The following is a 21,875-nucleotide window of genomic DNA, read 5'->3' on the forward strand; positions in this document are numbered from 1 at the left end:
GAAAGCAGGATGCATATTACAATTATCGGGATTGGGATGGGGAATCCTGATCTGCTCACCATCCGGGCGATGCGGGCAATCCAGCAGAGCCGCTGCCTGATTGGTGCACAACGGCTGCTCAACTGCTTTCCGGATGTGGACGTGGAAAAGGTCCCGGCATCTGTTCCGGCACAGATCGCCGAAGAGGTTCTGCGCCGCCGGCAGTTGGGGAATGTGACCGTGATTGTCTCGGGGGACGTTGGTTTTTACAGTGCGGCCAAAGGTCTTATGCACTTATTGGGGGATGAGCAGGTCGAGCTGATTCCCGGGATCAGCAGTCTGCAATATTTCTGTACAAGGCTCGGTATTTCCTGGGAGGATATTTCGGTACTGAGTCTGCATGGGCGGGAGCAGGATCTGATTGGGACCATCTGTGCAAACGAGGAAACGTTTCTTCTGACCGGTGGAAAATTCGGTGCAGCTGAAATCTGTGCCCGTCTCTGCGAAAATGCGCTTGGTGATCTGGCGGTATCAGTGGGGGAGCGGCTTTCGTACCCTGATGAACGGATTTCACAGGGAACAGCAGAGCAGCTTTGCGGAGAAACATTCGATCCGCTTGCGGTGATGCTGGTGCGCAACTGCAACATGCGCCGCCGCTCCCGTCCAGCGACCCATGGCATCCCAGACGAAGCATTTCTGCGCGGGAATGTCCCCATGACCAAGGCCGAGGTGCGGGCGGTTTCGATCTCCAAGCTGTGCCTGGAGCCTGGATGGATGGTTTGGGATGTGGGGGCGGGCACTGGTTCGGTTTCGGTTGAGGTTGCGAGGGTACTCCCGGATGGGTTGGTCTTTGCAGTCGAACGGGAGCAGGAAGCCTGCAAACTGATCGAACAAAACCGGATACGATTTTCGCTTCCGAATCTGCAAATTATCCAAGGGACCGCTCCAGATGCATTGTCTGATCTGCCAGCTCCTGACGCCGTATTTATTGGGGGCAGTTCGGGCGGACTGTCCGCATCAGTCGAACTTGCGGTGCAGAAAAACCCCGCTGTGCGGGTGGTAGTCAACGCGATCACGCTTGAGACGGTCGGAGCCGCGCTCGAGGCGTTCAACCGGCTGGAACTCACCGGACAGGAGATCGTACAGGTATTCGCTGCGCGGTCAAAAACGGTGGGCAGCAGCCACATGATGACCGGACAAAACCCGGTCTATATTTTGAGTGCGGGAGGGAAAGACGCATGGAAACCGTAAATTTGCCCCGTCTGCTGCTTGCCGCCCCGGCAAGCGGTTCCGGAAAAACAACTGTGAGCTGCGCGATCCTGCGTGCATTGGTGAAGCGGGGGATGCGTGTCGCCAGCTTCAAGAGCGGGCCGGACTACATAGACCCGATGTTTCACCGGTCCGCAGTCGGCGCGGCCTATTCTTCCAATCTTGACCTCTATCTTGGAGATCGGGAAACCATCTGCCGCCTTCTTGCGGATGCAGGCAGAACCGATCTTGCACTGATTGAGGGGGCCATGGGGCTTTATGACGGTCTGGCGGGGAAGAGTATTGAAGCATCTGCTTACGATCTGGGCCGGGTGACAAAGACTCCAACGATTCTGGTGATCAATGGGCGTGGGATGGCGGTTTCGATCGCCGCGATGGTCAATGGATTTAAAAATTTCCGTTCGGATTCCGGGATTGTCGGGGTGATCCTGAACCAGCTCTCACCGTCGGTTTACCCCGAAGTGCAGGAGCTGATCGAGCGGGAATGTGCTGTAGATGTATTCGGTTATCTGCCGCCGATGCCCGGCTGCGGTTTTGAAAGCCGGCACCTTGGGTTGGTCACCGCGCGGGAGATCTCCCGGTTGCGGGAGAAACTCGACCGCCTGGCAGAACAGGCGGAGCAGACGATTGATCTGGATGGTTTGGTCGCGGCCGCACAGAATGCCTCGACCCTGATCTACCAGCCGCTTGCACTCGAGCCGGTTAATGGTACGCCCCGGATTGCGGTCGCGCATGATGCGGCGTTCAGTTTTTATTATGCGGATAGTCTGGCACTGCTCCAGCTGCTCGGCGCGGAACTGGTTTGGTTCAGCCCTCTGGCGGATCGGTCGATTCCGTTCGACTGTGATGGTCTGCTGCTTGGAGGCGGCTATCCGGAACTGCATGCATGGCGTCTTGCACGAAACCGCTCGATGCAGGAATCGGTTCGGAAAGCGATCGAAAGCGGGATGCCGACGATCGCTGAGTGCGGCGGGTTCCTTTATCTGCACCGGACGTTGGAGGACAGGCGTCGGATTCCGCATCGGATGGTCGGCCTGATCCCGGCTGCAGGTTATAAAACCGACCAGCTTTCCCGGTTTGGATATGTGGAGCTGACCGCCAAACAGGATAATCTACTCTGTTCCCGTGGTGGGACCTTCCGCGCACATGAGTTCCACTATTGGGAGAGTGGAGACTGCGGGGACGGCTTTTCCGCCCAAAAGCCGATGCGGGATGTCCATTGGGACTGTGTGCACACTACTGAACGGCTGTATGCAGGGTTCCCACACCTCTATCTGGCGGGCGATCCACCCGCAGCAAGACGGTTTTTGAATGCCGCGCTTGAATATCGGAAGGAGCAGGGGAGATGAACCGAAGCCTGAGCGACCGCCTATGTGCGGTCCAGCCATTAGATCAGACCATCATGCAGCAGGCCAGAGACCGTTGGAATTCGATTGCCAAACCGCTTGGCGGATTGGGCCTGCTCGAGGATGCAGTGGTACAAATTGCAGGAATCACCAGGGATGCACAGGTTTCTCTGAAAAAGCGCGCCTGTGTCGTTTTCTGCGCGGACAACGGGGTGGTATCCGAAGGCGTTACCCAGACCGGCAGCGAAGTAACAGCGGTAGTGGCGGAAAACTTCACGCGGGGAGAGACCTGCGCCTGTATGATGGCGAGGGTTGCGGATTGTGACCTGCTCCCGGTGGACATCGGGGTCTCACAGGATGTACAGGGGGACCTGCTCCGACATAAAATCGCCTACGGAACCGGAAATATCGCGGTTGGCCCGGCGATGACGCGGGAACAGGCGCTGGATGCGCTCTGCTTTGGAATCGACCTGGTGGGGGACCTGAAACAGAAAGGCTACCGGATTCTGGCAACTGGAGAAATGGGGATCGGCAACACGACCACTGCGAGTGCGGTTGCGTCGGTTCTGCTTGGGAAGCCGCCAGCCTCGTTGACCGGGCGTGGCGCAGGGCTTTCGAGCGACGGACTCCAGCGCAAAATCTGCGCAATAGAGCGGGCGATCGCAGTCAACCAGCCCGACCCGGCCGATCCGATCGACGTCCTTTCCAAGGTCGGAGGACTGGACATTGCCGGATTGTGCGGGTTGTTTCTGGGGGGAGCAGTGCACCGGCTGCCGGTCGTGGTGGACGGCGTGATCTCCGCTGCTGCCGCGCTCGCCGCCGTGAGGCTCTGTCCAGCGGCGGCTGGATATCCGCTCGCTTCCCATCTGCCGGAAGAACCGGCAGGACGCCCTCTGCTTGATGCGCTGGGAATTTCTCCGGCAATCTCTGCCGGACTCCGTCTCGGAGAGGGGACTGGTGCAATCGCCATGCTGCCGCTTTTGGATATGGCAGCTGCGGTCTACTGCGGGATGCGCACCTTTGAGCAGATTCAGATTGATGGCTACCAGCCACTGGAATAATCCGATGTTGACATTGGTTTTAGGCGGCGCGGCAAGCGGAAAATCGGAATATGCCGAACGGCTGGCAGTGGAAGCGGGCGGGCGGAAGTTCTATCTGGCCACCATGAAGCCGTTTGATGCGGAGTGCGAAGCCCGCATCAAAAAGCACCGGGCTGCCCGCCAGAAAAAGGGGTTCGAGACGGTGGAACAGTATACCGGGATTGCAGAGCTTCGATTGCCAAAGGGCTGTACAGTTCTGCTGGAATGCCTCTCTAATCTGGCAGCAAATGAGCTGTTTTCCCCGGATGGTGCGGGGCAGGATACAGATACCGCAATCCTGCGAGGGCTCGACCAGCTCTGCGCACAGGCAGAGGCAGTTGTGATCGTTTCTAACGAGATTTTTTCGGATGGAGTCTCCTACGATCCCGACACCGAGCGTTATCTCGCACTGCTTGGCAGCCTAAACCGGGCGATCGCTGCCCGCGCCGATCGGGTGGTAGAGGTGGTCTGTGGGATTCCGGTGATCTGCAAGGGGAGGGATATAGAATGAATCTGCTTCGGACAGTTGCAGCTGCATTTTCGATGTATTCAGCGATTCCTATGCCCCAGTTCGCATGGGATGAAAAGACGACCCGCTATCTGCTCTGCGCCTTTCCGTTGGTGGGTGGAGTGGTTGGAGGAGCGGTCTGGGGATGGCTATGGTTCTGCGGACGGTTCCAGATCGGCAGGGTCCTTCTGGCTGCGGCAGCAACGACGATCCCCGTGTTGATCACTGGGGGCATCCACCTTGACGGTTTTTGTGACACGGTCGATGCGCTCGCATCCCATGCGCCCACCGAACAAAAACTACAGATTCTCAAGGACGCGCATCTCGGCGCGTTTGCACTGATAGGATGCTGTCTTTATCTGCTTCTGACCTTCGGGCTTTGGAGTGAATTTCCGGTTTCTTCCCGGGCCTGTGGGATGATTGGGATCGGGTTTGTCGCATCTCGGGCATTGAGCGGGCTTTCGGTGGTAACTTTCCAGTGCGCCAAAACGAGCGGTCTTGCGGCTGGGTTTGCAGATGCAGCGCAGAAAGGACGGTGTGCCGGTTTCCTGCTTACCATCTTCTGGCTCTGCGCATACGGGATGCTTTGGATCCAGTTTCAAATCGGGATGGCCTGTCTGTTGGTGCTTGTTGCAATCTTTTTGTTCTACCAGCGGACATCCTACCGGCAGTTCGGAGGGATTACTGGGGATTTAGCTGGCTGGTTTCTACAGCTTGCCGAATTTGGGATGCTGTTTGCAGTTATTTTTGCAGGGAGGATGGTTGGATGGAGCTGATTGTCGGCGGGAAAGGGCAGGGAAAGCTGGATCTGGTCCTTGCGCGTACTGGAATCTCCCGAGAACAGGTTTGCGACGGCTCAAATTGCCCGCTCGACCGGATCCCGGATCAACCAGTGGTAAACCGTCTGCATCTGCTGGTCCGTAGGCTCCTAGAGGATGGGCAGGACCCCTTGGTCTATATTCACAGGTTGATAGAAGAGCGGCCTGACCTGATTGTGGTTTCGGATGAGATTGGCTGCGGGGTGGTGCCAGTCAGCGGCTTCGAGCGGGAATGGCGGGAGGCTGCAGGGCGTGCCTGCTGCTTGGTCGCCTGTCATGCGTGCAGGGTAGAACGGATAATTGCGGGAATTCCGATTATGATAAAAGGGGGGGTAACCATTGGAGATTTTTTTGATCCGGCACGCCCAGACACAGGGCAATATCGAACGAAGGTACATTGGGCGCATCGATCAGCCGCTCTCCCAGGCCGGTGTCGCCTGCTTTTGTAATCTCGCCTATCCGATGGCGGAGCGGGTCTATGTCAGCCCACTGCTTCGCTGCCGGCAGACTGCCCAAATTCTTTATCCAGGGGAACAGCCAGTGGTGCTCGACAGCCTGCGGGAATGTGATTTCGGAGATTTCGAGGGAAAGTGCCACCGAGAACTAGAAGCCCTGCCCGAATATCAGGAGTGGATCGCATCAGGCGGAGAAGCCGCTCCGCCCAATGGGGAATCTGGAAGGGGATTCCGGGAACGCTGCTGTAACGGCTTCGCACAGGCGATCGAAGACTGTTTTCGGGATCAAATCAGCCGAGTTGCATTTGTGATTCACGGCGGTACAATTATGGCAGTTATGGAGCGGTTCGCCAAAGGAAAACCATTCTATGACTGGCAGGTGCCCAACCTCGGTGGATGGTCTGCCTGCGTAACTGAAGAACAATGGGCAAAAGGCCGGATGTTGCGAGAGGTAACGCGGATAGATGAGCCGGTTTGACGTATTTTGGAATCCGGTCGCTCCGGTTGCATTCGGATTTCTGCTTGATCTTCTGTTCGGAGACCCGCACTGGCTTCCGCATCCGGTGCGCTGGATCGGTCGCCTGATCTCTCTGCTTGAAGCGGGTATGCGCAGGCTATTTCCACAGGGAAAAAAAGGGGAGCAGGCTGGCGGTATCCTGACCACACTGCTGACTTTGGCTGTCTCCACGGGGATTGCTTATGCAGTTGTGGCGTTGGCAAGGTGGGTTCATCCAGCGATCGGACTTGCAGTGGAAACACTGATTTGTTATCAGATGCTTGCGGCGCGCGCGCTTCAAAAGGAGAGTATGCGGGTATTCGATGCTCTGAACGCGGGAAACCTTACCGATGCGCGATATGCGGTTTCCTGGATCGTTGGGCGGGATACCGGCACACTCGATTTCGATGGGGTGGCCAAAGCCGCAGTTGAGACAGTTGCCGAGAATGCCTCTGATGGGGTGGTTGCACCGCTTTTTTATCTGTTGCTGGGTGGTGTTCCGTTAGGTGTTTGCTATAAGGCGGTCAATACGCTCGATTCCATGATCGGATACAAAAACGACCGTTATCTCTGGTTCGGACAATCTGCCGCACATTTGGATGATCTGTTCAATCTGGTTCCGTCCCGGCTCTGCGCATTGATGATGATCGCAACCGCGCGGCTGTGCGGGCTTGATGGAAAAAGAGCATATTGCACCTGGCGGAGGGACCGCCGGAATCACGCAAGCCCCAACAGCGCGCAGACCGAAGCCGCCTGTGCAGGTGCGTTGGGTGTACAGCTCGCCGGAGATGCATGGTACGGTGGTCGGCTGGTGCGAAAACCAATGATCGGAGACAGCCTTCGCCCGGTAGAACCGGAGGACATCCAGCGTGCGAACCGATTGATGTATGCAGCTTCAGCCGCAGCTCTGTTCCTGTTCGGTGCGTCGCGTATGCTTTTCAGCCTTTTTTTGGGAGGGATGGTATGAAAGGACTTGTTCATGGCGGCGATTTGTATGGATATACAAGTCCGCCAATTGATTTCTCGGTCAACACCAATCCGCTTGGCCTGCCTGCTTCAGTCAGGCAGGCCCTTTTTCATGCCAGTGAGTGCTGGGAGCGGTATCCGGATCCGCTTTGTCGGACACTTTGTGAAAGGATTGCCGTCCGGGATCAGGTGCATACAGATTGGGTGCACTGCGGAAATGGGGCGGCGGACCTGCTGTATCGGATTGCATTGTCTCTGCGCCCAGCGCGTGCATTGATCGCAGCCCCGACTTTTTCTGAATATGAATCTGCGCTGGATGCGGTTGGGTGCATCGTAAAGCGACATCTGTTACAGGAATCGGAGGGGTTCCAGCTCACTGAACGGGTTCTCGAACAGATAGAGCCAGCTTTGAATCTGGTGGTGCTCTGTAACCCGAACAACCCGACTGGGCTTCCAATCGACCATAGCCTGCTTCTGCGGATTCTAAACCGATGTGCAAAATTCGGTATCCTGCTGCTGGTTGACGAATGCTTCCTGCCGTTCCTTCCGGAAGGGCAGGAGGGCTTACAGGGTCGGTTAGCGGAGTTTCCAAATCTGCTCTTGCTGCGGGCGTTTACCAAGCTCTATGCGATGGCCGGCCTGCGGCTGGGATACCTGCTCTGTTCTGATCAGACGGTTCTGGAGCGTATCCAGATCTGTGAACCGCCCTGGAATGTTTCTGGTCCGGCGCAGATTGCGGGATTGGCTGCGCTGGAGTGTAATTCTGCCTATCTGGAGCAGACAAGGAAACTGGTACACCGGGAACGGAGCTATCTGGAAACCGAACTGCATTCTGTAGGGGCAGTCTGTTTTGGTTCACAGGCAAACTATCTGTTCTTTAAGTTGGAAGGATGCTGCGATTTACGGGAGAAACTGGTGAACAAGGGATACCTGATTCGGAGTTGTGGCAATTACCATGGGCTGGACGGACAGTTCTATCGAATTGCAGTTAAAATACATGAAGAAAATGCCGGATTGATTCGGGCAATAAAGGAGGTGCTTGGCACAAAATGAAACGGGCAAAGGTAATTATGATACAGGGGACGGCTTCCAATGCAGGAAAAAGTCTGCTTGCGGCGGCACTTTGCCGGATATTCCGGCAGGATGGTTATCGTGTCGCCCCCTTTAAATCCCAAAATATGGCGCTTAACTCCTATATCACCCGGGAAGGGTTGGAGATGGGACGCGCACAGGCGGTACAGGCACAGGCGGCAGGAATCGAGCCATCGGTGCGGATGAATCCGATTCTGCTGAAACCATCGAGCGACACTGGGTCACAGGTGATTGTCAATGGTGAGGTGGTCGGGACGATGAGTGCACGAGATTATTTCGCAAAAAAGCGTTCGTTCCTCCCGCAGATTATGCAGGCTTACGAAAGTCTAGCAGCGGAAAATGACATTATTGTGGTGGAAGGAGCGGGAAGCCCTGCTGAAATCAATCTCAAGACGGATGATATCGTCAATATGGGGCTTGCCAAACTGATTGGTGCGCCTGTGCTGCTGGTCGGAGATATTGACCGCGGTGGGGTGTTTGCCTCGCTCGCCGGAACATTGCTCCTGCTCGATTCAGACGAGCGCAGGATGGTGAAAGGTTTGGTCATCAACAAGTTCCGGGGGGATATTGAGATTCTTCGGCCTGGGCTGGAACAGATCGCACAGATCACAGGGGTACCAGTGGTCGGCACAGTGCCCTGTCTGGATGTGGATATTGATGATGAGGACAGTCTGTCCGACCGGTTTCATAAGCGCGGTACCCCTGGTTTGCTCGACATTGCGGTCGTCCGTCTGCCGCGTATTTCCAATTTCACCGATTTCAATCCTCTTTCAGCTGCGGATGGGATCAGTCTGCGGTATGTACACTCCATAGCCGAACTCGGCTCTCCAGACCTGCTGATCCTGCCCGGGACCAAAAACACCATGTCCGACCTGCTCTGGCTGCGGCAGTGCGGATTGGAAGCAGCAATCCAAAAATTTGCTGCTGCGGGTGGTGCAGTACTGGGAATTTGTGGGGGGTATCAGATGCTTGGAAAACGGCTTCGCGACCCGTTTGAGGTAGAGCATGGGGGAGAGCTGGCCGGGATCGGCCTGCTTCCAGTGGATACTGTTTTTGCCCGTCAGAAGACCCGTACACAGGTAAGGGGCGCTTTTGGAACGCTTGATGGGTGGTTTGCAGGTCTGTCCGGCGTTCCGCTAGAGGGATACGAGATTCATATGGGAGAGACGTACTCCGAAGTCCCGCTTCTCTGGGTAGAGACCCAGGATGGAATCCGAAAGCCGGACGGCGCATATTCCAGGACGGTCTGTGGAAGCTATCTGCATGGGCTGTTTGATCGCGCGGAGACAGTCTCTGCGCTGGTGTCCTGTCTTTGTACCGCTAAGGGGGTGGATCCATCTCTCATTTCGATCCCCGATCCCGTTGCTTATCGGGAAGCGCAGTTCGATCTGTTGGCCCAGGGGGTACGGGAACATATTGATTTACAGGAGATCTATCGAATTTTGAAGGAGGGAGTTATGTGAAGCAAGGGCTGATCCATCTCTACTATGGAGATGGAAAGGGCAAAACAACTGCGGCAGTCGGGCTGACGGTACGCGCTGCCGGACGGGAAATGAGAGTGTTGTTTGCGCAGTTTCTCAAGCATGGGAAATCGGGAGAGCTGCGTATTCTGGAGCAGCTGAAACAGGTTTCCATCCTGCGGTGTGAGGGAGTGAGAAAGTTCACGTTCCAGATGGACGCATCCGAGCTGCAGCAGACCCGGGATGTGCAAAACCGGATGTTGCAGGAGATTATCTATCGGGTAGGGCAGGGGAGAGGGTACGACCTGCTGATACTCGATGAAGCAATCAATGCGGTTTCGACCGGTACACTTGACGAAGCGCTTTTGCGTGCATTTGTCGAGCAGAAGCCGGAACCGCTCGAGCTGGTTTTGACCGGCCGAAATCCGCCCGGCTGGCTAATCGGCCGGGCGGATTATCTTTCTGAGATATGCAGCCGCAAACATCCATATGAACAGGGAATCCCCGCCCGAACGGGGATAGAATTGTGAGGGGATACTTATGAAAATCGAACTGAAATATACGCAGCCTTCTGAGATTGAACGGCAGAGCATGGAGACGATCTCCAGGATTCTGCTCGAACAAGGCATTCACCTTGCACCAGAGAACGAGTCGGTAATCCGGCGGGTGATCCATACTACTGCGGATTTCGACTATGCACAAACCCTGTCCTTTTCCCCAGATGCGGTGGAACAAGGACGCGCCGCGATCCGGAGAGGGGCGTGTATCGTCACAGACACCCGGATGGCATGGTCGGGTATCAACAAAAAACGGCTTGCGGAATATGGGGGAGAGGTGTTCTGTTTCATATCCGATCAGGATGTTGTCAGGCTGGCATCAGACAACGGCACCACTCGTGCGGTTGCCAGTATGGAGAAGGCCTCCCGGATTGACCGGGAACTGATTTTTGCGATTGGGAATGCGCCGACAGCATTGGTGCGGCTGTATGAATTGATCGCCGAAGGGAAACTTTCTCCTGCACTTGTGATTGGAGTGCCGGTCGGATTTGTCAATGTGGTAGAGTCCAAAGAGCTGTTTGTTACAGGAGGACCAGGACAGATCCAAGCTCCACACATCATTGCGCGTGGGCGAAAAGGAGGGAGCAATGTTGCGGCTGCAATCGTAAATGCGCTGCTTTACGGAATGTGAATTCCAAGGTGATTGAATTGTGCATATCTGTCCACGGTGGAAATCCCTCGATGAAATTTCGGGGGATTTTTGTGTATATGTCCTTGCACCGTGGAAAATATGGACAAATAAACCGCAGGATAAAACAAAGCTATTTTTGTAGAAATTGCACTTTGTCATGACACCAATTTAAAGTAAAATCAAACGATTCTACAAAATTCGCGGTCAGATGTTGTGCAACAAGAGCAGGAATGTTATAATAAGAAAATCTAAAGTATAAAGACGGGGGTGGATGTTTGCTCGAACAGCTCAAACGAATCCTGGTTATTGTCGGGCACTATGGCAGCGGGAAAACCAACCTTGCGGTCAATCTGGCAATGGATTTTCGCAAGGCGGGAAAAGAGGTGGCTCTCGCAGATCTCGATATTGTCAATCCCTATTTCCGCAGCGCGGATTTTACCGGGCTGCTGGAAGAGAACGGTATCGAGATGATCGCCCCTCCCTATGCACGCACCAATCTGGATATCCCTGCACTGACAGCCCGTCTGGACGCAGTGTTGGATACTGACAGGCAGATCGTAATTGATGTCGGTGGGGATGATGCAGGCGCGGCAGCGCTTGGTCGCTACAGTGCAGCGATTCAGGAGGCAGGTGGCTGTGACATGCTTTATGTTGTGAACGGTTACCGGTACCTGACCCGCACCGCAGCAGAAGCATCCAGCCTGCTTTCAGAGATCCAGAACGCATCCCGTCTTGAAGCGACTGCGGTAGTCAATAACTCCAATCTCGGGGAGTTGACCACTCCGCAGGTGATTGCGGATAAACTGTTATTCGCACAGGAAACAGCAGCATGTTATGGTCTTCCACTGTTGTTTACCGCAGTTCCGGAAGAATTTTCCGGGGAAGTCAGAAGCATGATTCCTGACAGCGAGGTTTACCCTGTAAGAGTTTATGTAAAAAAGCCGTGGGAAGTGTAATGTGCGCTTACACATGCCCGGCAAGGAGGTGTCTGAAGATATGGCAAAGATGACGGTTGACCACAGTATCTGCAAAGGCTGCGGCCTTTGTGTTACGGTTTGTCCGAAAAAGATTATCCTGCTTGATAAGTCTGTCCTGAACATCAAGGGGTATCACCCCGCGGTTGTTTCCGACATGGAAAGCTGCATTGGTTGTGCGATGTGTGCGGTTATCTGCCCAGACTGCGCAATTACCGTGGAGAAATAGTGAAAGGTAGTGAAATCTATTGGCTTCCAGTGAGAAAGTACTGATGAAAGGGAATGAAGCGCTCGCAGAAGCGGCTTTGCAGGCGGGCTGCCATCATTTCTTTGGATATCCGATTACGCCGCAGACCGAAGTTGCGGCCTATATGTCCAAACGTATGCCGAAGGTCGGCGGTACATACCTGCAGGCGGAGTCCGAGGTTGCTGCAATCAACATGGTTTACGGTGCGGCTTCTGCCGGTGTGCGCGCCATGACTTCCTCCTCCTCGCCGGGCATTTCGCTCAAGTCGGAGGGAATCTCCTATCTGGCGGGCTGCGACCTGCCTTGTCTGATTGTCAATGTTCAGCGCGGCGGTCCGGGCCTCGGTGGAATCCAGCCTTCACAGGCAGACTACTGGCAGGCCACCCGCGCCCCGGGCCACGGTGATCTCCACATCCTTGTATTTGCGCCCTCTTCGATCCAGGAGATGGTGGACATGGTCTTCGAGGCGTTCGAGCTTGCAGACACCTATCGGATGCCCGCAATGCTCTTTGCAGATGGTATGCTCGGCCAGATGATGGAACCAATCAGTTTCCCGGAAAAGCAGGTCAAACCGTTCGATAAATTTTCTTGGGCAGCCTGCGGCCATCAGGGCAAGCGCAAACATAATGTCATCAACTCGCTTTATCTGAAACCCGATGAGCTTGAGCAGACGGTTCTTGAACGGTTCAAGCGCTATGAGATCGTCAAGGAGAAACATACGCAGTGGGAAGAATACCTGCTTGAGGATGCGGAGTATGTGGTTGTGGCCTATGGTGCGACCTCACGGATTGTACGCAGCGCGATCAACACCGCGCGGGAACAGGGTATCAAGGTCGGCCTGATCCGGCCCAAAACGATCTGGCCGTATCCGACCGAAGCGATCAGCAAAGCTGCGGATACCGCCAAAGCGTTCCTCTGTGTTGAGATGAGTATGGGGCAGATGTTGGACGACGTACGCCTTGCTGTTAACGGGAAAGCTCCGGTTGCATTCTTTGGGCATACCGGCGGTATCGTCCCCACCCCGAACGAGGTGCTGGATGAGATCAGGAAATTAGCGGGAGGTGACCGGTAATGGCTATCGTTTATCAGAGACCCCACGCACTTGTGGAGACGCCTACCCATTATTGCCCCGGATGCACACATGGGGTGATTCATAAGCTGGTCGCGGAAGTAATCGATGAACTGGATGTAGAAGGCAGAACGGTCGGGATCGCGCCGGTTGGATGCGCGGTCATGGCTTACGATTATTTTGCCTGTGACATGGTCGAGGCTGCGCATGGGCGTGCCCCGGCGATCGCGACCGGTATCAAGCGTTCGCTGCCTGACAGCGTGGTTTTTACCTATCAGGGGGATGGGGATCTTGCGGCGATCGGTACTGCGGAAACAGTCCACGCAGCGACCCGCGGCGAGGACATCACAATTATTTTTGTCAACAACGGCATTTACGGCATGACTGGCGGACAGATGGCACCGACCACCCTGCCGGGTATGGTCACCCAGACCACCCCGTATGGCCGCGATGTTGCAACCGCCGGATTCCCGGTGCGGGTCTGCGAGATGCTTTCCACCCTGAGCGGTGTTGCATATGCGGAGCGGGTCGCGGTTGATTCGGTGCCGAATATCCGTAAGGCAAAAGCGGCAATCAAAAAAGCGTTTACCTGTCAGATCGAAAAGAAAGGGTTCTCGATCGTTGAGATTCTTTCCACCTGCCCGACAAACTGGGGGCTGACCCCTGTGGAAGCTCTGCAATGGCTGCGCGATAATATGATGCCCTACTATCCGTTGGGCGTTTATGCAGATAAGACCGAAAAGGGGGTTAGACCGTAATGACAAATATGCTTCTGGCTGGATTCGGTGGACAGGGAGTCCTGTTCGCCGGAAAGATCATTGCATATGCCGGCCTTATGGAGGATAGACAGGTGTCATGGCTGCCCTCTTATGGTCCAGAGATGCGGGGAGGCACTGCAAACTGTTCGGTCTGTCTTTCCGATCAACCGATCGGTTCTCCATTGGTGCTCAATCCGGAGCTGCTGATTGTGATGAATCTGCCATCTTATGACAAGTTTATTGGTACAGTTACCCCGGGGGGGATTGCGGTTATCGACAGTGCTTTAATCGACAAAACCTGCGATCGTACCGATATTAGCTGTTTCTATGTCCCTGCGACAACGCTGGCCAGCGAGCAGAATCTGGAAGGACTATCTAATATCATCCTTCTGGGAAAGGCGCTGGCGGAAAGCCAGTTCGCATCGGTAGATTCGGTGGAGCAGGCGATTCGGAAATGTATTCCGCCGAAAAAACAGCATTTGGCGGAGCCGAACATTCAGGCTATGAAACTGGGCATGAGCCTGTAAAGAGAAAAGCCTCGGATGCAGAATGCACCCGAGGCTTTTGGTTATGAACAGGAAGGGATAGATTACGACTTGGAACGGATATGTGCGGCAACCTTGACGTCCTGGACTTTGATATGGTTAATCAGCCAGCCGGCAATGCTGTTGTTGACCTTTCCGACAAGGGCAACCGTTGGACCTTCCTTGTTGAGGTGGTCGGTAAGATCCCGCACCGTCCGCTTGAATTCTTCATGATATCTTTTGTGGTTTACCATATCAGGATAGCCATACTGCATCTGGAGGCGTTCCTCATCTCCAAAGTGTTTGTTGGTGTAGTCAAAGAGAAATTTGGTTGTTTTTTCGATCTCCGCGCGGCCCTTGCCTGCGGAACACGCCTGAAGCAGATCATTGATCGCTCTAATCAGCTCTTTGTGCTGCGTATCAATCATCGAGTTTCCAGTCTCTAGATCTTTGGTCCACATATAAGCCATGACAAAGCAACTTCCTTTCTGGTTCCTAAAATTGGTTGAATGTTTTGCTGGATTGTCCCTATTATATACTTTTTTTGTATATGCTTCAACCCCTTTTTTAGTTTTTATTTAATTAAGATTTTGTTAGGAGGACAAGCGATGCTGCATCTGTTTCTTGGAACTTCCGGGACAGGAAAAACGACGCTGCTTTATCACCATATTCAGCAATGGGTGGAGCGGGGCGGGCGGGCGATCCTGCTTGTTCCAGAACAGGCTTCCTTTGAAAGTGAAAAGGTGCTCTGCCGGAAATTGGGGGCCAAAAATGCACTTTCGGTTGAAGTGCTCAGTTTCACACGTCTCTGTGACCGAATTTTTCGGGAATTGGGTGGCCTGGCGGGCATCCATATGAATGAAACCGCAAAATATTTGGTGATGAGTGCGGCTCTGGATGAACTGGGTGGTGAGCTGCGAGCCTACGGGAAAAACAGTGGAAGCGCGGCATTTATTGGGGCGATGTGCGAAACGGTCAGTGAACTGAAAACAGCTGGGGCAGCGCCCGACTCCCTTCGCAGAGCTGCACTGGAAAGCAGAGACCGGGACTTTTCCGACAAGCTCGAGGATATCGCTCTCATTTTTGAGGTTTATCAGGCAATGATCGACCGAGGATACAGCGATCCGGACGACAGCCTGATGCGAGCAGTCAAACGGTTGGGATACACGGATTTTTTTGCCGGGTACGGGGTATTCATCGACGGATTTATGGCATTCATGGGTGCAGAATGGCAGTTGATCGGAAAAATTCTGGAAAAAAGCCCGGAAGTGTTTGCTGCACTGACCTGTTCGGGATTGGCTGATCGGTCGGATACCGGGATTTTCACCGCACCTGCGCGCACTGCCAACCGCCTGATCGAAACTGCCAGACAGCGTGGATGCCGGGTTGCGGCACCGGTGATATTGGAAACTCCGCACCGGTTTCGAAGTCCAGCTCTGGCCCGTCTCGCGGAAGAATTTCCGAAGCTGCGACCTACCAGTGTTTCTAGTACACAGGATATTCAGATCATCCGCTGTGAAGACATCTATGACGAGCTGGAATATATCGCGTCACAGATATATTTGCTTTTGCGGGATGGCTACCGATATCGGGAAATCGCTTTGATTGGACGAAGTATGGATCGGTATCTGGTTCCGCTTCAGACTGTATTTGGACGGTACGATATCCCGTTTTTTGCGGATATCCGCCAAGACATGCAGGTTCACCCGATCATCAGCGGTCTGCTCTGTGCACTGGAAGCTGCCCGTACCCGGTTTTCTTCGGAGCCGATGCTTTCTCTTGCCAAGAACTGTATTACCGGTATCGACCCGATCGAAGCAGGAGCGCTCGAAAATTACTGCTTCACATGGGGAATTACCGGTTCAAGCTGGAATCAACCGTTTGTCAACCATCCGGATGGGATGGAGGAAGATTTTACTCCAGAGCAGTCCGCGCGGCTCGACCGGCTGAATCAAACCCGGGAGCGTCTTGTAAAACCGATTGACCTGCTGATGCGGTCGCTTGAGGGCTGTGACGGGAAGGGGTTTGCTTCTGCTGTGTTTCACTATTTGGAATCATCTGGTGCAGCGGAACATCTGCAAACCTATGCACAGGGAATGTCCTCACTTGAAGAAAAGCAATTTCTGGATACAGCAGCGCAGGTCTGGGATGCGGTTGTCGAACTGCTTGATGTGTTTGGTGGTGTGCTCTCCGGGCTGCATCAGCCGCTTGTCCGCATGATCGACCTGTTCCGTATGGGGACAGTACAGATTGATATTGGGATACTGCCACAGACGATTGATCAGGTGATCGTGGGATCGGCAGACCGTATCCGCCCTCACCAACCTCGCGCAGTCTTTGTGATCGGCTTGAATGAGGGGGAGTTTCCGCTCTGGGCATCGGCGGGCGGTATTTTTTCGGCATCTGAACGTGGACTTCTCAAGGAGCAGGGGATTGATCTGCTGCGTATCCCGGAGCAACAGGCTCTTTTTGAAAAATACTATGTCTATTTTGCTCTGACACAAGCATCTGAACAGCTTTGGCTGACCTATCCCCAAAAAAATACCGCAGGAGCGGGCCTTGCACCATCATCGGCGGTTGCGCAGGTAGAAAAAATTTTGGAGAGGCCCCCGGTTTCTTCCTGCCAGCAGGACCCGCTTGAACGTGCCTGCAATGTAACGACCGCGTTTGACCTGATGGCCCAGAGCTGGCAGGAGTTTTCCCAGCGTCAGGTGGTGCTGCGGAACTGGTTCTCTAAGCACTCCTGCGAGAAATTGGACAGCCTGATAACTGCCAGCCAGGGAAGGACTTTCCGGATTCAGGAACCACGTCTTGCGCGCCGCCTGTTTGGCGAAGAGCTCCGTCTCTCTCCGTCGCGGGTTGAACGGTATTATAACTGTCCGTTTTCTTATTTCTGCGAATCAGGGCTTAAATTGCGTGCGCGCCGCCGGGTCGAGTTCGATCCGATTGCCTCCGGTTCGCTCATTCATCTGGTGCTTGAACAGATGGTGCGTAAATATGGAGGACGCGGCCTCGCTTTCCGTAAAGACAGCGAGCTGCGCGAAGAGGTCGCTGCAATGGTTCAGGAGCATCTGTCTGCAAAAATTCAGGATTTTGATGGGATGCCAGAACGGTTTAAATATCTTTTTCGCCGGCTTGTGAATACACTGGTACGCCTGCTCAAGCGCCTTGCATCGGAATTTGTGCAGAGCCTGTTTGAGCCGGAAGCGTTTGAGATGCCGATCCGCATGGATGCGCAGGTCAAACCGCTTGATCTGCGCACACCAGATGGCACACGGGTGATTGTCGAAGGGGTGGTAGACCGTGTGGATGTTTACCAGCGCGGAGAAAAAAGATACGTGCGGGTGGTCGACTACAAGTCCGGCCGAAAGGGCTTCAATCTGTCGGACGTCTGTTTTGGCCTGAATATGCAGATGCTGATTTACCTGTTTTCAATCTGTTCCGATCAGGAGAAGGGCAATGCCCAGTCTATTCCTGCGGGTGTACTTTATCTGCCTGCGCGGGACCAGATCGTCTCGGTCGAGCGAAATACCCCCGCAGAGGCAGTTATGACAGAACAGGCAAAGCTGCTCCGTATGAATGGGCTTCTGCTTGAGGACAGGGAGTCTCTCTCGGCTATGGAGCCAAATCTGGCTGGTGTTTTTATCCCGGTACGTTCTAAAAAGGATGGAGGGTATACCTCGTCCAGTCCGTTGGCGACACTGGCCCAGATGGGGACAATCCAGAGAAAGATTGAGCAAAATCTGCGCGATCTGGCAAACTTCCTGCACGAAGGCCGGGTAGAAGCCACCCCTGTGGATGGATTGAAGGACTATACGCCCTGTCAATGGTGCGATTATCACAATATCTGTGTTCATGAGGATGGTGACCCGGTGCGTCGCCTAGGGTCGTTCGATTTGGAAGCTGCTTTGGAGCTGCTGAAAAAGGAGGAAGAAACAGATGTCTGAAAAAAAATGGACACCACAGCAGATGGATGCAATCCAGGCTCGCGGTGGTACTGTGCTCGTTTCAGCAGCGGCAGGAAGCGGAAAAACTGCAGTGTTGGTCGAGCGTGTGATTGGTCGTATTTTTGACGCGGACAATCCGATCGATGCCGACCGAATGCTGGTGGTAACCTTTTCCAATGCAGCTGCACTCGAAATGAAGCAGCGGATTATGGAAAAGATTAGTGGAATGATTGCTGAAAATCCTACTGATGAACGTTTGCAGCGACAGCAGCTTCTTCTGGAGCGAGCGCAGATCAGCACGATCCATGCGTTTTGTCTGGAACTGATCCGAACCAACTTCCAAAAGTTAGGAATTTCTTCCAATGTGCGCACAGGAGACGAAAAAGAGCTGGAAATTTTGCGCCGTGACATTGCACGTGAAACGGTAGAAAGATTCCACGCAGATGGTATGGATGGGACCTTTGCCCGTCTGGTTGAGCTGCTTAGCTCCGGAAGGGATGACAGCCGGGTATTTTCTACCTTGTTTCGCCTCTATGATTTTGTGCGGTCTCATCCGTTTTACAACGATTGGCTAGACCACAAGCTCGGCTTTTACGACAGTACACTCCCGGTGGAAGGAACCATCTGGGGGCAAAGTATCCTTGGATATGCGCGGGAAGCCGTCGAATATGCGATTGGCCTGACCCGGCGATCGCTCGCGGTCATCGAGCTGGACGAAGCGATGTCTAAAGCCTATTTAGATGGCTTCCTGCATGATCTGTCCCAGCTGGAGCAGCTTTTCGAGCGGGTTTGTGATGGTCGGTGGGATGGTATCTGCGAAAAGCTGGATGCCTTTTCGTTCGACAAGCTCTCTCCGCTGCGGAATGGAGGCAGCCGGAAAGAAGCGGTTCAGGGGATGCGCAGTCAGGTGAAAAAACTGATTGAAGACCTGCGGGACAAACAGTTCTGCGCAACGGCTGCAGAATTCTCGGAGGATATCGCTTTCCTGCGTCCGATGGTAGAGGTTCTGTTCGAGCTGGTCAAGGCGTTCGACCGGGCTTACACAGATGCCAAGCAGCAGCGCAACCTGATGGACTTTTCGGATATGGAACAGTATGCGATCGAGCTTCTGGTCAAACCAGCAGGGGCGGGATACAGCAGGACACCTCTTGCAGAGTCGGTGTCAGAGCTTTACGACGAGATTCTGGTGGACGAGTTTCAGGACACCAATGCAGCACAGGAGATTCTGTTCCGGGCAGTCTCCAAAGGAGAGGAGAACCTGTTCATGGTCGGAGATGTCAAGCAGAGCATCTATCGATTCCGACAAGCGATGCCCGAGCTGTTTCTGGAGAAGAAGAAAAAATATCAACCCTATGATGGCATCCGGTTCCCAACCAAAATTGTGCTCGGGAAAAATTTTCGAAGTGCACCCGAAATCACTGGAAGCATTAACTTCTTTTTCCGTTTGCTAATGAGTGAAAAGCTAGGGGAGATCGCTTACAACGAGGAGGAAGAGCTTGTAGCGGGTGCACAGTTCCCTGACTATCCGCGTGAAGGATGTACAATTGACCTGATCGACCTTTCGGAATATGCCGGGGAGCAGGCGCGTGATGCTCTGGAAGCTGATTTTGTCGCGGAACGGATTGTGGGACTGCTTACATCCGGCATGCTGGTCGCGGACGGGGAGGAGATGCGCCGGATCACGCCGAAGGACATCTGCATCCTGATGCGCTCCCCTTCACGAAAAGCTCAACTCTATCAGGAAGCACTTTCCGCACGAGGGGTTCCCGTATGGGCAGAACCGAAAAGCAGCTTCCTCACAACGCGCGAGATCGCGCCGGTTCTCTCCCTGTTGCGGGTGATCGAAAATCCGCTGCTGGACATTGATCTTACGGCAGTGATGTTTTCTCCTTTTTTAGGGTTTACCGCCGATGAGATGTCACGGATCAGATTGGAGCGGCGCAGGGCACCGCTTTGGACCGCAGTGAATGGATGTGCTGAAAATGGGGATGTTCATTGTCAGGAACTAGTTGAGGCGATTTTCACACTGCGGCAGTTTGCGTCCAGTTCTACAGCCGATCAGGTGATACGGAAGATCTACGACCGGTTTGACTATCCTGCAAAGGTTCGCGTTATGCGGATGGGACAAGCTCGATATGCTAATCTGCTGCTGCTCGTACAGTACGCTTGCGACTACCACGCAAGCGGTTACAAAGGACTGTCCGGATTTGTGGGGTTTTTGGACCGCCTGCTGGAACGTGGCGGCGATTTGTCTCCTTCGGTAAGCCTTTCCGAACAGGCAGACGTCGTGCGAATTATGAGTATCCACCGTTCAAAAGGACTTGAATTTCCGGTAGTATTCCTCTGTGACACTGCAAAACAGTTTAATAAGGAGGACCTGTGGCAGAATACCCTACTTCATTCCGAGCTGGGGTTTGCCTGTGTGCGAAGGGATTTTGAACTGATGAAACAGTTCAGCACAGTGCCAATGCAGGCGCTTCGCCTCGAGATCGAGCGTTCCTCTCTTTCGGAGGAGCTTCGGGTTCTCTATGTTGCCTTGACCCGCGCGAAGGAACGGCTGCTTATCACTGGGATTTCGAAAAAGAAGGCTCCGGAAAAATTGGCTGGGCTTGTGGTGCAAACCGACCAGCAGGGCAGGCTTCCGCCTCATCCGGTACGGGGTGCGTCCTGCTATCTGGATTGGCTCCTGATGGCAGCAGTTCACCACCCTGGCCTCGCCAAACAGCTTTCTGCATGGGGGATCGAGACCAACACAGTCCTGGATTCATCCCCGGTTGTATTGCGGGTTACTCCACTTCGGGACAGCCAGACACCAGAAGAAGCGATTCAAGAGTTTGGATTGCCAGAACCCGATCCCAGCCTTGCCTCCATTCTGGAGGATCAGCTCTCCTACGTCTATCCATTTCGAATGCAGACCCTCATTCCAACTAAGATGGCGGTTTCTCAGATCGCCAAGAGAGAGGCCGCAAAGAGTTACCGGTTTACCCGGCGACCAGCCTTTTTGTCAAAAGATGGGTTAACTGGTGCCCAGCGTGGGAATGCGCTGCACAAGTTTATGCAGTTTGCAGATTACCGGGCTGCGGCGGAAGACCCTGTTGCTGAGATCGCCCGTATGGCTGCGCAGGGGTTCCTCTCCCGCGAAGAAGCGGATGCAATTGATCCGGACAAGCTGTATACTTTCTTTTCCAGTGAACTTGCAGAGCGGATTTTCTCCTCTGGACAGGTCTACCGGGAGCTGCGTTTCCTTGTAGAAGCGGGACAGGAACTTTTGGGCACGTATATTGACCTGTTTGATGCAGAGGGAAAAACTGCAATCCAAGGGGTTGCCGATTGTGTCTTTCTGGAAGAGGGGGAGGCGGTTATCGTTGACTACAAGAGCGACCGGGTGAAGGACGTGCAGGAGCTTTCCGAGCATTACCGCATCCAGCTTGAACTTTACCGCCAGGTGCTCGGAGAAAGCCTTGGTGTGCGGGTTAAGGAATGTGTCATCTATTCGTTTGCACTCGGAAAATCCATTTCATTTTAAATTGTTGTCCCGGACCTGAAAACTGGTCCGGGATTTCGACGCTTTTTGCAGAAAACCACTTGCAGAAGAAGGCCTTTTATGGTATAGTTGGGTAATTGGAACTTATGTTCCCTGTATGCAGACATCCAGCATGGTCCATACTGGAAGAGTGCTTGCACATTCTGGTGTTTTTAA

Annotated in this window: 20 protein-coding genes; 19 read left to right on the plus strand and 1 reads right to left on the minus strand. The window is 54.0% G+C overall.

The genetic code is table 11. The features are described 5' to 3' along the window. The first annotated feature begins 9 nt into the window (after positions 1-9). From C814_RS10455 to C814_RS10530, 17 genes are all read left to right on the plus strand, one after another. Positions 10-1,230, plus strand: a complete 1,221-nt coding sequence (locus tag C814_RS10455) for a bifunctional cobalt-precorrin-7 (C(5))-methyltransferase/cobalt-precorrin-6B (C(15))-methyltransferase (protein WP_016317776.1) — start codon at positions 10-12, stop codon at positions 1,228-1,230. Continuing rightward, positions 1,218-2,597, plus strand: a complete 1,380-nt coding sequence (locus C814_RS10460; RefSeq protein ID WP_016317777.1) for a cobyrinic acid a,c-diamide synthase CobB — start codon at positions 1,218-1,220, stop codon at positions 2,595-2,597. Before C814_RS10455 ends, C814_RS10460 begins: the two co-directional genes overlap by 13 nt. Further along, the gene (cobT, locus tag C814_RS10465; RefSeq protein WP_016317778.1) at positions 2,594-3,655 is read left to right on the plus strand and encodes a nicotinate-nucleotide--dimethylbenzimidazole phosphoribosyltransferase; all 1,062 of its coding nucleotides are present in this window, start codon (positions 2,594-2,596) and stop codon (positions 3,653-3,655) included. The genes C814_RS10460 and cobT overlap by 4 nt, the downstream gene beginning before the upstream one ends. Further along, on the plus strand, positions 3,615-4,184 hold the full coding sequence (locus C814_RS10470) for a bifunctional adenosylcobinamide kinase/adenosylcobinamide-phosphate guanylyltransferase (protein ID WP_347707293.1): 570 nt from the start codon (positions 3,615-3,617) through the stop codon (positions 4,182-4,184). Before cobT ends, C814_RS10470 begins: the two co-directional genes overlap by 41 nt. Continuing rightward, positions 4,181-4,957: an adenosylcobinamide-GDP ribazoletransferase gene (locus tag C814_RS10475; protein WP_016317780.1), complete on the plus strand. Its 777-nt coding sequence runs from the start codon at positions 4,181-4,183 to the stop codon at positions 4,955-4,957. Before C814_RS10470 ends, C814_RS10475 begins: the two co-directional genes overlap by 4 nt. Then, positions 4,948-5,448, plus strand: coding sequence for a bifunctional adenosylcobinamide kinase/adenosylcobinamide-phosphate guanylyltransferase (locus C814_RS22870; protein ID WP_081644951.1), 501 nt, complete (start codon positions 4,948-4,950; stop codon positions 5,446-5,448). The genes C814_RS10475 and C814_RS22870 overlap by 10 nt, the downstream gene beginning before the upstream one ends. Then, positions 5,339-5,932: a histidine phosphatase family protein gene (locus C814_RS10480; protein ID WP_016317781.1), complete on the plus strand. Its 594-nt coding sequence runs from the start codon at positions 5,339-5,341 to the stop codon at positions 5,930-5,932. Before C814_RS22870 ends, C814_RS10480 begins: the two co-directional genes overlap by 110 nt. Next, entirely contained in the window at positions 5,919-6,917 is a 999-nt protein-coding gene (cbiB, locus tag C814_RS10485) for an adenosylcobinamide-phosphate synthase CbiB (RefSeq protein ID WP_016317782.1), read from the plus strand. Before C814_RS10480 ends, cbiB begins: the two co-directional genes overlap by 14 nt. Continuing rightward, entirely contained in the window at positions 6,914-7,969 is a 1,056-nt protein-coding gene (locus C814_RS10490; RefSeq protein WP_016317783.1) for a pyridoxal phosphate-dependent aminotransferase, read from the plus strand. The genes cbiB and C814_RS10490 overlap by 4 nt, the downstream gene beginning before the upstream one ends. Beyond that, entirely contained in the window at positions 7,966-9,471 is a 1,506-nt protein-coding gene (locus C814_RS10495) for a cobyric acid synthase (protein ID WP_016317784.1), read from the plus strand. The genes C814_RS10490 and C814_RS10495 overlap by 4 nt, the downstream gene beginning before the upstream one ends. Then, positions 9,468-9,998, plus strand: coding sequence for a cob(I)yrinic acid a,c-diamide adenosyltransferase (locus tag C814_RS10500; RefSeq protein WP_016317785.1), 531 nt, complete (start codon positions 9,468-9,470; stop codon positions 9,996-9,998). The genes C814_RS10495 and C814_RS10500 overlap by 4 nt, the downstream gene beginning before the upstream one ends. 10 nt (positions 9,999-10,008) lie before the next feature. Next, entirely contained in the window at positions 10,009-10,656 is a 648-nt protein-coding gene (locus C814_RS10505) for a precorrin-8X methylmutase (RefSeq protein ID WP_016317786.1), read from the plus strand. Positions 10,657-10,931: 275 nt separating this feature from the next. Next, the gene (locus C814_RS10510) at positions 10,932-11,612 is read left to right on the plus strand and encodes a nucleotide-binding protein (RefSeq protein WP_016317787.1); all 681 of its coding nucleotides are present in this window, start codon (positions 10,932-10,934) and stop codon (positions 11,610-11,612) included. Positions 11,613-11,652: 40 nt separating this feature from the next. Continuing rightward, complete coding sequence (locus tag C814_RS10515; protein WP_016317788.1) at positions 11,653-11,859, plus strand: 4Fe-4S dicluster domain-containing protein; 207 nt, start codon at positions 11,653-11,655, stop codon at positions 11,857-11,859. 19 nt (positions 11,860-11,878) lie between these two features. Continuing rightward, a complete protein-coding gene (locus C814_RS10520; protein WP_022788308.1) occupies positions 11,879-12,949 on the plus strand; it encodes a 3-methyl-2-oxobutanoate dehydrogenase subunit VorB in 1,071 nt (356 codons plus the stop codon). After that, positions 12,949-13,704, plus strand: coding sequence for a thiamine pyrophosphate-dependent enzyme (locus C814_RS10525; RefSeq protein ID WP_016317790.1), 756 nt, complete (start codon positions 12,949-12,951; stop codon positions 13,702-13,704). The genes C814_RS10520 and C814_RS10525 overlap by 1 nt, the downstream gene beginning before the upstream one ends. Then, on the plus strand, positions 13,704-14,231 hold the full coding sequence (locus tag C814_RS10530) for a 2-oxoacid:acceptor oxidoreductase family protein (protein ID WP_016317791.1): 528 nt from the start codon (positions 13,704-13,706) through the stop codon (positions 14,229-14,231). Before C814_RS10525 ends, C814_RS10530 begins: the two co-directional genes overlap by 1 nt. Positions 14,232-14,293: 62 nt before the next feature. Here C814_RS10530 and C814_RS10535 read toward each other — a convergent pair whose 3' ends face one another. Then, complete coding sequence (locus C814_RS10535; protein WP_016317792.1) at positions 14,294-14,698, minus strand: bacteriohemerythrin; 405 nt, start codon at positions 14,696-14,698, stop codon at positions 14,294-14,296. A 138-nt stretch (positions 14,699-14,836) separates the two neighbouring features. On the opposite strand from C814_RS10535, the gene C814_RS10540 reads away from it, so the two are divergent. Both C814_RS10540 and addA read left to right on the plus strand, forming a co-directional pair. Further along, the gene (locus tag C814_RS10540; protein ID WP_016317793.1) at positions 14,837-18,175 is read left to right on the plus strand and encodes a PD-(D/E)XK nuclease family protein; all 3,339 of its coding nucleotides are present in this window, start codon (positions 14,837-14,839) and stop codon (positions 18,173-18,175) included. Further along, a complete protein-coding gene (addA, locus tag C814_RS10545) occupies positions 18,168-21,701 on the plus strand; it encodes a helicase-exonuclease AddAB subunit AddA (protein ID WP_016317794.1) in 3,534 nt (1,177 codons plus the stop codon). The genes C814_RS10540 and addA overlap by 8 nt, the downstream gene beginning before the upstream one ends. The last annotated feature ends 174 nt before the right edge of the window (positions 21,702-21,875 follow it).

Origin of the sequence: Anaerotruncus sp. G3(2012), from assembly GCF_000403395.2 — a bacterium.
GTDB lineage: Bacteria > Bacillota > Clostridia > Oscillospirales > Ruminococcaceae > Anaerotruncus.

Excerpts from the sequence above, each read along its gene's own strand:
- C814_RS10455 (WP_016317776.1), top strand. The coding sequence starts at position 10 with ATGCATATTACAATTATCGGGATTGGGATGGGGAATCCTGATCTGCTC.
- C814_RS10460 (WP_016317777.1), top strand. The coding sequence starts at position 1,218 with ATGGAAACCGTAAATTTGCCCCGTCTGCTGCTTGCCGCCCCGGCAAGC.
- cobT (WP_016317778.1), top strand. The coding sequence starts at position 2,594 with ATGAACCGAAGCCTGAGCGACCGCCTATGTGCGGTCCAGCCATTAGAT.
- C814_RS10475 (WP_016317780.1), top strand. The coding sequence starts at position 4,181 with ATGAATCTGCTTCGGACAGTTGCAGCTGCATTTTCGATGTATTCAGCG.
- C814_RS22870 (WP_081644951.1), top strand. The coding sequence starts at position 4,948 with ATGGAGCTGATTGTCGGCGGGAAAGGGCAGGGAAAGCTGGATCTGGTC.
- cbiB (WP_016317782.1), top strand. The coding sequence starts at position 5,919 with ATGAGCCGGTTTGACGTATTTTGGAATCCGGTCGCTCCGGTTGCATTC.
- C814_RS10490 (WP_016317783.1), top strand. The coding sequence starts at position 6,914 with ATGAAAGGACTTGTTCATGGCGGCGATTTGTATGGATATACAAGTCCG.
- C814_RS10495 (WP_016317784.1), top strand. The coding sequence starts at position 7,966 with ATGAAACGGGCAAAGGTAATTATGATACAGGGGACGGCTTCCAATGCA.
- C814_RS10505 (WP_016317786.1), top strand. The coding sequence starts at position 10,009 with ATGAAAATCGAACTGAAATATACGCAGCCTTCTGAGATTGAACGGCAG.
- C814_RS10515 (WP_016317788.1), top strand. The coding sequence starts at position 11,653 with ATGGCAAAGATGACGGTTGACCACAGTATCTGCAAAGGCTGCGGCCTT.
- C814_RS10525 (WP_016317790.1), top strand. The coding sequence starts at position 12,949 with ATGGCTATCGTTTATCAGAGACCCCACGCACTTGTGGAGACGCCTACC.
- C814_RS10530 (WP_016317791.1), top strand. The coding sequence starts at position 13,704 with ATGACAAATATGCTTCTGGCTGGATTCGGTGGACAGGGAGTCCTGTTC.
- C814_RS10535 (WP_016317792.1), bottom strand. The coding sequence starts at position 14,698 with ATGGCTTATATGTGGACCAAAGATCTAGAGACTGGAAACTCGATGATT.
- C814_RS10540 (WP_016317793.1), top strand. The coding sequence starts at position 14,837 with ATGCTGCATCTGTTTCTTGGAACTTCCGGGACAGGAAAAACGACGCTG.
- addA (WP_016317794.1), top strand. The coding sequence starts at position 18,168 with ATGTCTGAAAAAAAATGGACACCACAGCAGATGGATGCAATCCAGGCT.